The organism is Clostridium sp. (assembly GCF_050717545.1).
Taxonomy (GTDB): Bacteria; Bacillota; Clostridia; order Clostridiales; family Clostridiaceae; genus Clostridium_AD.
On sequence record NZ_JBOITN010000024.1, the window covers coordinates 98,081 to 112,408 of the forward strand.

At 31.3% G+C, this 14,328-nt stretch carries 13 protein-coding genes; 9 read left to right on the plus strand and 4 right to left on the minus strand.

Translation table 11 applies throughout. The annotated features are described in order from the left end of the window. Window positions 1-51 precede the first annotated feature (51 nt). Genes ACREVX_RS05820 through ACREVX_RS05835 form a run of 4 tightly spaced genes read left to right on the plus strand, consistent with a single transcriptional unit; the run spans window position 52 to window position 3,455 of the window. On the plus strand, window positions 52-684 hold the full coding sequence (locus ACREVX_RS05820; protein WP_431543225.1) for a cobalamin B12-binding domain-containing protein: 633 nt from the start codon (window positions 52-54) through the stop codon (window positions 682-684). Window positions 685-715: 31 nt separating this feature from the next. Beyond that, complete coding sequence (locus ACREVX_RS05825; protein WP_431543226.1) at window positions 716-2,071, plus strand: uroporphyrinogen decarboxylase family protein; 1,356 nt, start codon at window positions 716-718, stop codon at window positions 2,069-2,071. A 15-nt stretch (window positions 2,072-2,086) separates the two neighbouring features. Further along, the gene (locus ACREVX_RS05830; RefSeq protein ID WP_431543227.1) at window positions 2,087-2,377 is read left to right on the plus strand and encodes a thioredoxin family protein; all 291 of its coding nucleotides are present in this window, start codon (window positions 2,087-2,089) and stop codon (window positions 2,375-2,377) included. Further along, window positions 2,364-3,455 carry a GTP-binding protein gene (locus tag ACREVX_RS05835; protein WP_431543228.1) on the plus strand — a complete coding sequence of 364 codons (1,092 nt, stop codon included), beginning with the start codon at window positions 2,364-2,366 and terminating at the stop codon, window positions 3,453-3,455. Before ACREVX_RS05830 ends, ACREVX_RS05835 begins: the two co-directional genes overlap by 14 nt. Window positions 3,456-3,719: 264 nt before the next feature. Here ACREVX_RS05835 and ACREVX_RS05840 read toward each other — a convergent pair whose 3' ends face one another. Next, window positions 3,720-4,841: a uroporphyrinogen decarboxylase/cobalamine-independent methonine synthase family protein gene (locus tag ACREVX_RS05840; protein WP_431543229.1), complete on the minus strand. Its 1,122-nt coding sequence runs from the start codon at window positions 4,839-4,841 to the stop codon at window positions 3,720-3,722. A gap of 132 nt (window positions 4,842-4,973) precedes the next feature. Here ACREVX_RS05840 and ACREVX_RS05845 point away from each other — a divergent pair, with 132 nt between their 5' ends. The 3 genes from ACREVX_RS05845 to ACREVX_RS05855 all read left to right on the plus strand — a co-directional run bounded on the left by ACREVX_RS05845 (window position 4,974) and on the right by ACREVX_RS05855 (window position 6,418). Next, a complete protein-coding gene (locus tag ACREVX_RS05845) occupies window positions 4,974-5,129 on the plus strand; it encodes a hypothetical protein (protein WP_431543230.1) in 156 nt (51 codons plus the stop codon). An 8-nt stretch (window positions 5,130-5,137) separates the two neighbouring features. After that, entirely contained in the window at window positions 5,138-5,743 is a 606-nt protein-coding gene (locus tag ACREVX_RS05850) for a helix-turn-helix transcriptional regulator (RefSeq protein ID WP_431543292.1), read from the plus strand. Between the two features lie 546 nt (window positions 5,744-6,289). Further along, window positions 6,290-6,418 (plus strand): hypothetical protein, encoded by a 129-nt coding sequence (locus tag ACREVX_RS05855; protein ID WP_431543231.1) that lies wholly within the window; start codon window positions 6,290-6,292, stop codon window positions 6,416-6,418. A 61-nt stretch (window positions 6,419-6,479) separates the two neighbouring features. Here ACREVX_RS05855 and tkt read toward each other — a convergent pair whose 3' ends face one another. The 3 genes from tkt to ACREVX_RS05870 form a co-directional block, all read right to left on the minus strand. Beyond that, window positions 6,480-8,471: a transketolase gene (gene tkt, locus ACREVX_RS05860; RefSeq protein ID WP_431543232.1), complete on the minus strand. Its 1,992-nt coding sequence runs from the start codon at window positions 8,469-8,471 to the stop codon at window positions 6,480-6,482. A gap of 244 nt (window positions 8,472-8,715) precedes the next feature. Beyond that, the gene (locus ACREVX_RS05865) at window positions 8,716-9,429 is read right to left on the minus strand and encodes a YesL family protein (protein ID WP_431543233.1); all 714 of its coding nucleotides are present in this window, start codon (window positions 9,427-9,429) and stop codon (window positions 8,716-8,718) included. A gap of 261 nt (window positions 9,430-9,690) precedes the next feature. Further along, window positions 9,691-10,563, minus strand: a complete 873-nt coding sequence (locus tag ACREVX_RS05870; protein WP_431543234.1) for an AraC family transcriptional regulator — start codon at window positions 10,561-10,563, stop codon at window positions 9,691-9,693. Window positions 10,564-10,772: 209 nt separating this feature from the next. On the opposite strand from ACREVX_RS05870, the gene ACREVX_RS05875 reads away from it, so the two are divergent. Continuing rightward, a complete protein-coding gene (locus ACREVX_RS05875) occupies window positions 10,773-12,521 on the plus strand; it encodes an ABC transporter ATP-binding protein (protein WP_431543293.1) in 1,749 nt (582 codons plus the stop codon). Beyond that, a complete protein-coding gene (locus ACREVX_RS05880; RefSeq protein ID WP_431543235.1) occupies window positions 12,522-14,306 on the plus strand; it encodes an ABC transporter ATP-binding protein in 1,785 nt (594 codons plus the stop codon). The last annotated feature ends 22 nt before the right edge of the window (window positions 14,307-14,328 follow it).

The window sequence follows — 14,328 nt, forward strand, 5'->3', positions numbered from 1 at the left end:
ATATTATATTATTAGAATATAAAACATAAAATACGAGGAGGAATTATAGATATGGATTTACAGGAACTTTCACTATTTGTACAAAAGGGTAATGCAAAAAAGGTTAAAGAAATGGTCAATTTAGCACTTGAAGAAAAAATTGATCCTGAGCAAATATTAAATGAAGGTTTAATATCAGCTATGAGTGAGGTTGGAATTAAATTTAAAAACAATGAAATTTATGTCCCAGAGATGTTAATTGCTGCTCGTGCTATGAGTGCTGGAATGAAAATTCTTGAGCCAATTCTTACTGATTCAGGAGTTAAACCATTAGGTGTTGCAGTTATAGGAACTGTTAAAGGCGATTTACATGATATTGGTAAAAACCTTGTTAGAATGATGCTTAAAGGTGCAGGTATTGAAGTTTATGATATTGGTGTGGACGTTTCACCGCAGGCCTTTGCAGATAAAGCAGAAGAAGTAGGAGCTAAAATAGTTTGTCTATCTGCTTTACTTACAACAACAATGCCTTCCATGAAAGATGTAATTGACGAGTTTACTAAACGTGGTATTAGAGAAAATTATATATTCATGATTGGTGGCGCACCAATTACAACTAATTTTGCTAAAGAAATAGGCGCAGATCACTATACTGCTGACGCTGCAACAGCTGCAGAAGTTGCAAAATCATTATTAGCAAGCTAATGGATGTAAATATAAGATGGAGGCATTAAATATGAATTCAAGAGAATTAGTTCTAAGGGCTTTGAAAAATGAGGAAGTTACGAGAGCTCCTTGGGTACCTTTTGTTGGCTGCCATGGTGCAAATTTAATAGGAGTAAACTGTGAGGAATACTTCAAGTCGGTGGATAATATGGTTAAGGGCGTGTCTAAAGCTTATGAACTTTATAGACCAGATGGGCTTCCAGCATTATTTGATTTACAAGTTGAGGCTGAGGCTATGGGATGCAAGCTTCAATATTCAGAAAGCAATCCACCAGCGGTTATATCACATCCTCTTGAAGATGGAATAGAGTTAAAGGATTTAAAGATTCCAACAGAAAATGATGGAAGATTTCCAATTGTTTTAGAAGCTACAAGAAAAATTTGTAATGATTTAGGTGATAAAATTGCAATTTATGGACTTATAACAGGACCATTTACATTGGCACTCCACTTAAAAGGTACAGAGATATTCTATGAAATGATGGACGAGCCTGAAAAAATTAAAGAACTTATGATCTTTTGCCAAGAGGTCTGCACTAATACTGCTAGAATGTATATGCAGGCAGGAGTGGATGTAATTGCAGTAGTAGATCCTATGGTTTCGCAGATATCTCCAGACAACTTTGAAGAATTTGTTTCACCATATATTATTCCATTATTTGAATATATAAAGAAAAATGAAAAACTAAGTTCTTATTTTGTATGTGGGAATGCCACAAGAAATATAGAACCTATGTGTAAATGCAAGCCAGACAGTATTTCTATTGATGAGAATGTTGCACTTGATTTTGCTAAGAAAATGTGCTCGAAATATGGAGTATCTTTGGGCGGGAATATTAAACTTACAGTTACAATGTTGTTTGGAACTCCTATGGATAATATCAATGATGCTAAAAATTGTTTACAAATAGGTGGAACTAAAGGTTATATCCTATCACCAGGATGTGATATGCCTTTTAATACACCGATTGAAAATGTTAAGGCTGTTACCAGTGTAGTATACGGTGAGGTTTCAGAATTTTTAGGAGCAGAGGGAAGCCTTGAAGGTATTGAAGTGCAACTTCCGGATTACAAAAATGAACCAAAAGTAATTATAGATGTAATAACTTTAGATTCAGCATCTTGTGCTCCATGTAAGTATATGGTTGAGGCAGTTAATTCAGCGGTTATAGGGCTTGAGGATAAGGTAGAGTGGAAGGAATATAGTGTTAAGGAAAAAGAGTCTGTAGTTAGAATGATAAAACTTGGAGTTGAAAATATACCTACTATATGTATTGATGGTGAGATTAAATATATAAGCATAATCCCATCTGTCGAAGAATTAAGAAAAGGTATAGTAGATGTAATAAATAAAAAAGGATTATAGAATAGGAGGCAGAACATGAGAGTGAAAATAAATGTAGTTATGCTGCAGAATCCATGTTCTGCTTGTTTTATTATAGGTGGACTTATAACAGAAATGTTTACTAAATTGCAAAAAAAAATGGACTTTATTGATATTGAATACATGCGACTTGAAAATTTTAAAAATATTCATAGCATAGAAGGTTTAGAAGTAGAGAGCTTTCCAGCTATAATTATAAATGGAGAGCAGACAACTGCGGGGACAATAGCAGATAGAAGAGAAATAATTAAAAGAATTGAGTGGGAGAGTGAAAATGGTGAGTACTGAATTAATTGTCGTAGGTGGGTTTTTAGGCGCAGGTAAGACGACTTCTATATTAAGTATAGCAAAATATCTCCTAAGTTCAGGGAAAAAAGTTGGTATAGTTACTAATGATCAAGGCAGTGATTTAGTTGATACGAACTTTTTAAAAGCTTCTGGCATGTCAGTGCTTGAGGTAACTGGTGGCTGTTTTTGTTGTAACTTTGAGGAGTTTATAAACAAAGTACAGACCTTAGCAGAAAATGAAATGCCTGATGTGATTTTAGCAGAACCCGTGGGCAGCTGTACAGATTTAATTGCAACGATTTTTAAACCTATAGAACTAAAATATATGGCAAAGGTATTATTAAGACCTCTTAGCGTAGTGGTAGATCCAAAGAGGATTAAAAGACTTTTAATAGAAGAGAATTCAGGTTTTCATTCAGAGATAAACTATCTGTTTGCAAAACAGTTAGAGGAAGCGGATATAATTGTTTTAAATAAAATTGATTCTTTAACTTCAGAGGAAATAAGACGAATTACAGATTTTATTAGCATTAAATTTAAATCCGCAGATATAGCTTGTGTTTCGGCAAAAGATAATTTGAACATAGATGGATGGATCAACACAATTTATAATGTAAATGCTACAAAAGCAAGGACATTAGACATTGACTATAAAATGTATGGGGATGCAGAGGCAAGGCTTGGATGGCTCAACTTAACTGCTAGTTTAGATTCAGACGTAGCCGTGGATATAAACTATCTTATAGAAAAAGTAATGAACGAGCTTAAAGCAGACTTCATTATAAATAATTTTGAAATAGCTCATTTAAAAATATACGGTGTTTCACAACAGGACTGGAGCAAGGCAAGTATAACAAGCATATATGAGGAACTGGATTTCAGTAAAAAAGCGGATAAAACTTCTTCAAGATGGAATATGATAATTAACGCTAGAGTTGATGCAGAGTCTGAAGCACTAAAGTCTTCATTAGAAAAGATATTTTTTAGAGGAGTTGAAACAGAGGATATGAGGATTCTAGATTTAAACATGGAGTGTTTTAGTCCCGGGAAACCTAATCCAACTTATAGAATGGCGTAATGCATTTATAAAGAAACTTGTTATGAATTAATACAAGATATCAATGGTGATTTATATAAAATTATGTATCTTACAAATGAAATGGTCCTAATTTAAGAATGAAGCTTTTGTATATGCCCAGTTAGTATTGGAAATATACAGTGAAAATTATGGCAACAGCTTGTTTTATTTAAAGTAAAAATTGGATACAAGAGTGTTGATTAACTCCAACATTCCTGTATCCAATTTTTTTATTATACATAAAAAGGTATTTGTATAAGTTGGTTATTTCATACCAAATATTTCTTCCTTCAGGTCTAGATAGTATAAATAATCCTCCGGCTTAACGTTTGGTGGGCAGCGGTGATCACAAAAAGGAATATAACCACCTCTTTCAACAAGAGGTACTAGTGATTCCATATAGTCTTTTATGGCTTCTCGTCCTTTACCCATCTCAAGTTTATTGAAACCACCCATTATTCTTAAATCAGTACCGTATTTAGCTAATAATTCAGCAGGATGCGTACAACCGTTTACTTCGAATGGGAAAAGACAATTGATGCCACCTTCCATTAGGTAAGGTAGAATAGGTCTGACATCACCATCACAATCTGTATACCAAATGTCTATATTATATTTTTTTAATTTTTTATTAATTCGAACATATCTAGAGGTAACAACATTTTTGAAGAAATCAACACTCACAATAGGACCATTCTTAAAACAAATATCCTCCCAGCCTGAGGCAAAATCAAAATCAAAATGAGGGAGTATCTGATCCAAAAAATCTTCTACAATTAGACAACAGGTTTCTACCATATCCTCAACCATTTCAGGATAGTCAAAACATGCGTAGGCAAGACCCTCAAAGGTAAGCATGTCTCTAATTTTTCCTATCATTGAGCCACAATCAACTCCAAGTGGATACTGACGAGTAGTTGGATGCAGGCTCTTTAGTTCTTCTATATTAACCTTTCTTGATGGGTCATCTACTCTGAAGTTTTGAGATTTACATTTTTCCCAATCTTCAGGGGTTATTATGCTAGATTTTATGAAATGAGGCATAGTATCATGTCCGTCATTTGGTACCTCTGCAAGTAGTCCATCGGAATTCATTATAATTTTCTTATCGCCTATAACCTCTATCACTTTTGTCTCATATCCAGGACTCATCCAAAGATTTCCAGAAATTGTTTTCAATATATCTAAATTGAAAAACACATCTGCATCTGAATTGTTTGTTATACCATTTTCTTTAAATAGTGGCCATTGCGTAAAATTTTCGTCCCAGTAACCAAATTCCATATTGAAACATCGATCCACTGGTTTATAATGCATTTGGTTATTAAAGCGTTCTCTATCTGTCATTGTTCCTTTCCATTTAGGTCTGCATGGTTTAATATTCATAATAAGTACCTCCTAAGTTATTCTTTAAAATATAATATTATGTTATAATTATAAAGTACATATACTCGAATTTCATCCTATAATATTGATATAAAATATAATAATATTGGTATAAATAGAGGGGGGTGTTTTATGGATGTTCAGGGATTGGAGAAAGTAATAGACTCAAATGAATATACACCTAGTGCATTAAGTAAAACGATGTTTTATTATATACAGAGTTATGGTCATTTTTTTGTAATAATAAGTATTTCACTAGTAGAAAAAACTATAATGCGTTTTTATTAATCCAAACTATTAATGGAAAAGGAATTCTAAAATACAGGGATAAGTCTTATATAATTGAAAGAAATCAAGTTTTTATAATAGATTGTATGGAAGAACAATATTATGCAACATATGGACAAGAAATTTGGGAATTTGAGTATATTCATTTTAATGGTAGCGAGAGTAGAAAGTATTTTGAGAGAATAATTGAAAATGGAGGTCCGGTTCTAAACTTCTGTGCTGATAGTATTATTTACTCCAATATACAGAAAATAAATAAAATGATAACTAAAAGGGATACAAGAGTTGATATTATATTTTCTTGTCTTATTGTTGAAATATTAACAGAGTTACTTATGTTAAGCTATAATTTTAATAGGAAGGAAGATTTAATTGAAGAATATGTAAAGAAGGCTATAATAATTATAAATAAGGAATATTGTAATAAGATAACTTTGGATTATATATCTAAGGCGATAAATATTAATAAGTTCTACTTAACAAAATTGTTCAAAAAATATACCTCAGAAGGGTTGTATGAATATTTAACAAATTTTAGAATCAATAAATCGAAGGAACTTCTAAGAATAACTCAAATGCCAATATATGAAATTTCGGAAAAAGTAGGATTTTAAAGTGTAAGTAATTTTATCAAGACATTTAAGCAAAATGAAGATATCACTCCACTTAAATTTAGAAAGTTGTGGAATTGATATGGAAAGATCATAAATGCTATAGAAGTGTTTTTATGGAAGCTATGTTATTTGGTCACTTATTAACAAATACAGCTCAAATATTCTCAGATGTTAGAACATACTGAATTCCAGATGCAACTTCTTGGCATGCAGCAAATGATGATTACTTTAGAGGTGGTGGATTTTCTTCTAAATTTGTAACAGAGGGTAATATGCCTGTAACAATGAGCAGAATTAAGCATTTACTGATGTATATTCAGTTAAGAATAATTGGGGTGCAATGGTGCAATGTTTTGAGGTAAATGATTTGTTTCACTCAATAATCCATTCACTTTAATCTCATATAAACTTCCCTTTATCCTAATTTATTTATATCTCTATCTATATGTACCGTCTAATATTACAAGGCTGTATAAACCTAAAAGATGTATTTGCCATTATCAGTCAACTCATACTATTGGAACCACTGGTGGAAATACTAATGATATGATTGAATCATTAAGAATGACTGAAAAAAATATCATAAATCCAGCAGTAATTGCTAAAAATAACAAAGGACTTTGGTCTGAGGAAGCAGAAACATATTTATTAGAGAATTGGAAAATTAATAACTAAAAAAAATCATCTAATCAGAGTCTGATTAGATGATTTTTGTGGTTATGAAGCTATAACTAAATTATTTTTGAAATAGTTTCATTGCTCTAGCAACAACATTTTCTGCTGTAAATCCAAATTCTTCAAATAGTACTTCAGCTTTACCTGAAGCTCCAAATCTATCAATGGAAATAACATCTCCATCTAGACCAACATATTTATGCCAACCCAGTGAAGCAGCAGCTTCAATTGCGAGTCTTGTTCTTACAGATGATGGTAATATAGATTCCTTATATTCTTTTGATTGCTGCTCGAACAATTCAAGACAAGGCATACTTATTACTCTAGCTTTAATGCCTTGTTCATTTAAGAGTTTAGCTCCTTCATAGATGAATTCTACTTCAGAACCGGAAGCCATTAAAATAATATCAGGATTTTGACCTTGGGCCTCATATGTTTTTAATACATAGGCACCTTTTAAAGCTTCTGTAGATGTCTCTTCATATAAAGGAAGATTCTGCCTTGTTAATATTAATGCAGTAGGTGTTGTTTTAGATGTAATTGCAGAGTACCAACCAACAGCTGTTTCTCTAGAATCAGCTGGTCTAAATACATTAAAGTTTGGTAGAGCTCTAAGTGCTGCAAGATGTTCTATTGGTTCATGAGTTGGACCATCTTCTCCAACAGCTATACTATCATGAGTTAAAACATAAACAACAGGAAGACCCATAAGAGCTGATAATCTCATAGCGCCCTTCATATAATCACTAAATACAAAGAAGGTTGAAACAAAAGGTTTAAGACCACCATGTACGTATATTCCATTTGCTATAGCGGCCATTGCATGTTCGCGTACTCCAAAATGAAGATTAGATCCATTTCTATCTTCCATAGAAAAATCTCCCATACCCTTCATATATGTTTTATTAGAAGGGGCAAGATCAGCAGATCCACCTATAAGATTTGGAATATTTTTAGTTAATACATTTATTATAGCTCCAGATGAGCTTCTTGTTGCTGCTTTGCCTTCAAATTTCCACATGTCTTCCACTTTAAGTAAATCAGTAGAAATTTCTCCACTTTGCCATACCTCATATTCTTTAGCAAGTTCAGGATTTTCTTTGCTATAAGAAGCATAAAGAGTTTTCCAAGCGTCTTCTTTTTTAGCAAGTTCTGATTTTACATTTTCCATATGCTTAGTTACATCAGTTGGAACAGTAAATGGTGCTAGGTCCCAGCCCATGCATTTTTTCATTTCAGTTATATTATCTTCTCCAAGCGGTTCACCATGTGCTGATGATGTACCTTGTTTTGCAGCACAACCAAATCCTATAATAGTTTTAATTTTAATAAAGGTAGGTTTATTAAGTTCTAGTTTAGCGGATTCAATAGCTTTACCTATTTCATCCATGTCATTGCCATCTGCTACATTGATTACCTGCCATCCATAAGCATCAAATCTTTTGCCTACATCTTCAGTAAATGAAATATCTGTAGATCCTTCTATTGATATGTTATTAGAATCATACATTACAATAAGTTTAGAAAGCCCTAATGTACCTGCAAGAGATGCTGCTTCTCCAGAAATTCCTTCCATATTGTCTCCGTCACCACATATAGCATATGTATAATGATCTACTATAGCATGTTTTTTTGTGTTGAATTTTGCTGCAAGATGACTTTCTGCTATTGCCATGCCTACAGCATTAGCAATTCCTTGTCCGAGAGGGCCTGTAGTAATTTCAACACCATTTGTATGATTATACTCAGGATGACCAGGTGTTAAACTCCCAAATTGTCTGAAATTCTTTAAATCTTCAATAGTTAGACCATATCCAAAAAGATGGAGAAGCGAATATTCAAGCATTGATCCATGACCAGCTGAAAGTACAAATCTATCTCTATCCTGCCATTTCGAATTAGCAGGATTGTGTTTCATATGATTTGCCCACAATGTGTATGCCATTGGTGCCACCCCTAGTGGAAGTCCTGGATGACCAGAATTTGCTTTTTGTATTGCTTCAGCGGATAGAACCCTTATAGTATCTACGGTTAGTTGTTCAATGTTACTCAATGTACATTCCTCCTTGTTGTTTATGTTAATTTTAATGGGTTTTGTAATTATTTAGAATAGAATTATTCTTATATTAAAAATTTTAGTTTAATTTACGTATCTCATACATTTTATCACAAACAAACATATATATGAAGAAAAGTTGAGTAAATTAGTTGTACAATAAACTTAAACTTAATAGGGAAGGATCATTCTATTTAAATATTACTAAATAGAATGATCCTTCCCTATTTTTTTAAAAACATTATTCAAGAACTTTATCAGTGGTTTTATTCATTTTATCTTCAATTTCTAGTAGTAATTTTTGTTGATAATACATTATTAAATAACATATAATGCTAGAAACAAATACTAATACAAAGGTAGTAATTTTGAAAAATATAAAACCTACAACCACAAAACTAGAAAGACACAAAAGTGTAATATTAAATTTACGAATAGTATAGTATGCAGCAGTTTTAACAACATCTTTCCAACCTAAATAAAATCTTGAAATTATTGGGAATATGTACAGACTCATTGAAAATATAAAAAGCATAACTACAAAAACAGAAATAGTTAAAATTCGTGGGTAACCACTTGAAATAAAAAATCTGATATCAATAAAGAGGACACATAGTAATATTATTTCTAATGCTCCAAAAAACAATGATTGAAAAAAGTTAGTCTTATAAGCTTTAAAAAAATCTTTTGTAATATTTAAATCTTTTTCCCTTATCAGTTTACCCATAACACTAAAAAGGGCTGTTGCTGCAGGTGCTATAGGAATACAACATAAAATAATAATGGTAGTAAACCCCTGTGGTAATGTATTTGTACCATTAGACATAACTACAAGGAACATAAATAGTAGTGGAATATTTAGAAGTAGAAAGTATAAATTACCCAAGAAGAACCAAAATATATAATTAGTAATTGTGTATATAGGTCCTTCACCAAATTCCCTTTTTTTAGCCATTTTCCCCTCCAACTGCATTTATCAGATGCATTTATGTAAATTATTAAAATAATTTAATCAGTAACTAAAATATAACATAAATTTTACAAAATGAAAATAGGTAGTATTTATGAAAAAGATAATTAGATTTTGGTGTTTTCTACAGATTAATATAGTAAAACAAATAAACATAATGGAGAATTTTATTATTTAAACAATAAAATTCTCCATTATATTTTTCAGGGTAATCCAAAGTAATTAATTACTTTGGATTACTTTAATTTATGGATTTAGGTTAATAATCAGATTATTAACAGATTTACGTTTTAATTTTGATGGAGGACAGCCATAATACTTTTTGAAAAGTTTGCTAAAGTGATACACATCAGGATAACCAACAGATAATGCCACTTTTTTTATAGATTGATCGCCCACCTCTAAAGATTGTTTAGCCTTTGAAAGTCTAAGTTTTATTAAGTAGTTTATTGGTGAACTACCAGTGCTTTCTTTGAAAAGTTTAGAAATATAAGTGGGACTAAGATACATACTTTGTGATATTACGTCTAAAGAGAGACTATGCATAAAGTTTTCGTCTATAAATTCTAAAACTGTATTCACTATAGTAGTATTATCATAACTTTCAAGATTAAGTATACCTTTTCTTTTTAACGTAGAGCTTTCGAAAGTTGCATTAAAAAGAATGGAAAGAAGTTTAATACCCAGACCTTTTAGAGATAATTGTAGGGAAGGTTGGTTTTTACTTTGCTCAGAGATAACATCTGAACAAAATTTTAAAAGTTCATTTTCATAATTTGATACATTAATAATTGGTGATACATGATTTTCAAGAAAATGATTAGGCAAAAGCCCTTTTATGTGAAGGTTTTGGAAACCTACGTGAAATTCATTGATTTCACTACCTGAGGCGATAATTTTTCCATGATACATTTGAGGGTTGATAACAAGCAAATCTCCTTTTTTAACAATATGTGGAACTCCACATATGTTGTAGGTACACGTGCCAGATAAAATATATATTATGGACAGAAAATCATGACAATGATAAGTAACATCACTTTTATCATTAAATTTTTTTGTGAAAGTATATAACATTTTAGGGTTGAAATTATCTAAATCAATTTTTAAATCACACATAATCTACCTCTGCAAAATTATTCTATATTATAAGTATATTATAGGTCTTTGCAAAAAATTAATCAAACTATAATTAAGGTCTTATTTATTTAAATAAGAGGACTTTATTTATTAATACAAGAATGAACATTATATTAGAGCGAAAACTACATTTTATTATTTAAACATATACATGATAATAGTATAGAGAAAAAAATTATGGGGTGGTAATTATGGCTTTTAATTGGGTGTGGAAGTATGCAAGAAAGTACAAAGGTAAAATAATAGTGGGTTTTTTATTAGTTATTATATGTTCAGCTATGAACATGGTGGCACCGTATTTATCTGGAACAATTGTAGATAGGATTATTATAGGAAAAGAGAAAAATTTATTAGTTCCATTGCTACTATTTATTTCAGGGATAATATTGCTAAGGTCAATATTAAGGTATACTTTTTTAATTTTGTTAGAAAAGATGTCTCAGGATTCTATATTTGATATTAGAAATGATATCTATAGCAATCTTCAGAAACTAGATTTCGATTTTTTTGATAAAACTAGTACAGGAGATATAATGAATAAAATGACAGGTGATATTGATGCAGTAAGGCATTTTCTTGCATGGGTAGGGTATAACGTTATAGAGAACTCATTTATATTTTTATTCGGAATAGGAATTATGTTTTCAATGAATTATAAACTTACATTGATTTTACTTATGTTTACGCCTCCAATAGCTTATTTTGCTAGAAAGCTTGCAATAGAAGTAAAACCAACTTTTTTTAATGTAAGGCAGCAATTTTCAAGGCTTAATTCTGTAGCACAGGAAAACATAAGTGGTAATAGAGTTGTAAAGGCTTTTGCTAAGGAAGAATTTGAAATAGAAAAATTTGGAAAAGAAAATGCAGAATTTAGAAAAAGAAACATCGATTCAGCAAAAGTTTGGGGAAAGTATCTTCCAATTATAGATTCTTTGTCTATAAGTCTTAATATAGTACTTATTCTTGTAGGTGGAATTATGGTAATTAACAAAAATATTACCATAGGAGATTTAGTTACCTTTAATGCTTTAATATTTACAATTAATAATCCAATGAGAATGGCTGGTTGGTTAATTAATGATATACAAAGATTTTCAGCATCTGGTGAGAAGATAATGGAACTTATGTATACTCAGCCTAAAATTAAAAATTCAAAACATCAAGTTCAAGAAGACAGGATAAAGGGTAATATAGAGTTTAAAAATGTAAACTTTAATTACGGTGATGAGGCAGTACTTGAGGATATAAATTTGAAAGTTAGTCCAGGTCAAACTATTGCAATTATTGGGCATACAGGTTCAGGTAAATCTACTTTCGTAAGTTTACTTTGTAGGTTCTATGAATGTACAAAAGGAGAAATATTTGTTGATGGTCATGATATAAAAGATTTTAATTTGCGAAGATTACGCAAAAACATAGCAGTAGCTATGCAAGATATATTCCTATTCTCTGATACTATCGAAGGAAACATCGCCTATGGGTTGCCTACTGCATCTATGGATGAAGTAAGATGGGCAGCGAGTATTGCAGGTGCGGATGATTTCATAAACAAGATGGAGGAGGGCTATGATACCATTGTTGGTGAACGAGGAGTTGGGTTATCAGGTGGGCAAAAGCAAAGGATTTCCCTTGCCAGAGCACTACTCAAAAATCCATCGATAATAATACTAGATGACACTACTTCTAGCCTTGATATACAAACTGAAAATAATATTAGACATTCACTTGATAAATATTTCAAAGATAAAACTACATTTATTATTGCACATAGAATATCTTCAGTAAAAAATGCAGATATGATATTAGTACTAAATAATGGAAGAATTGTAGAACGAGGAACTCACAGTGAACTTCTCACAAGAAAAGGTGAATATTATAATGTTTATATTAATCAGTTTGGGAATTTTGATGATGCAAAAGGTAAGGAGGTAGTTTAAATGGCTAGAAATAAATATGATGTAGACGAAAAATTAGAATCAGAATTTAATATGCAGCACGTCAAAAGGCTTATGAAATATATTACGCCATATAAGAAGAAAATGGGTATAACTATAGTGATTATGTTAATAGCATCAGTTGCAAACCTTATTGGTCCGTATCTTATTAAAGTAGCACTAGATAGTAAGATACCTAATAAAGATATAACAGGACTTATAATATTAAGTTTAATATATTTTGCAACGGTTATAATTAACGGACTTTGTTTAAATATTAAAATAAAATTTATGACGGATATGGGGCAGAGTGCAATTTTAAATATAAGAAAAGATTTATTTACGCATTTGCAAGAACTTCCATTTAGTTATTACGACAGTAGGCCACATGGTAAAATCTTAGTAAGAGTAGTTAACTATGTAAACTCTTTAAGTGATCTTTTATCAAATGGTATTATCAATTTAATAACAGACACTTTTACTTTGTTTGTTATTATAGGATTTATGTTTTTAATTGATGTTAGACTTACACTTATTGGTCTCATTGGACTTCCAGTGCTTGCAGGGGCTGCTTTTGCAATTAAAACAATGCAGAGAAAAGCATTTCAAGTTTTAAGTAGTAAATCCTCAAATTTAAATGCATATATTCATGAAAGTATATGTGGTATGAAGGTTACTCAATCTTTTTCTAGAGAAAAAGAAAATTTAAAAATATTTGATGAACTCAGTGATAACTATAGAAAATCTTGGATGCATGCTGTGAAAATTCAATTTTTGATGGGACCTTTTGTTGATAATATTGGTAATTTAGTAGTGGTAGCCGTATATATGTTGGGAGTGGCTTGGATTGCAAGTGGTGCTATCACAATTGGTGTACTTATTGCTTTCATAGCATACGTTGGAAGGTTCTGGGGACCAATAAATAATATTGCAAACACTTACAATTCTATTATAAATAATATGGCATATTTGGAAAGAATATTTGAGACTATGGATGAGGAACCTAATGTTAAAGATTTACCAGAAGCGTTTCAAATGCCTGAAATAAAAGGGCAAGTAGAATTTAAAAATGTTGATTTTTCTTATGATGATGGCCATAGAATATTAGATGATATAAGTTTTATTGCTAGGCAAGGAGAGTCTGTAGCACTAGTAGGCCCCACAGGCGCAGGGAAAACTACTATTATTAATCTAATAAGTAGATTTTATGACCTTGAGAGTGGAGCAGTGCTTGTGGATGGAATTAGCGTTTGCGATGTGCAACTTAACTCATTAAGAAAACAGATGGGCGTAATGCTTCAGGATTCATTTATATTCTCAGGTTCAATAATGGATAATATAAGGTATGGCAAGCTTAATGCAACAGATGAACAGGTTATGAATGCTGCAAAAGCAGTTAGAGCTCATGAGTTTATAGTTACACTAAGTGAAGGGTACAATACACAGGTACATGAAAGAGGTTCAAGACTTTCAGCTGGACAAAGGCAGTTAATATCATTTGCAAGAGCTTTACTTGCAGATCCAAAGATTTTAATATTAGATGAAGCAACTTCAAGTATAGATACAAAAACAGAAATGCTGCTGCAAAAGGGGCTTGAAGAACTTTTAAAAGGAAGAACTTCGTTTATAATAGCTCATAGGCTTTCTACCATAAAGAATTCAGACAGAATAATGTATATTAATCATGGCACAATAGTTGAATCAGGAAATCATGATAAACTTATGGAGGCTAAGGGTGAGTATTATGAACTTTATATGAGTCAATATAGAATGCTTGAAGCTATTTAAGGATAGTATTAAGTGATAATTT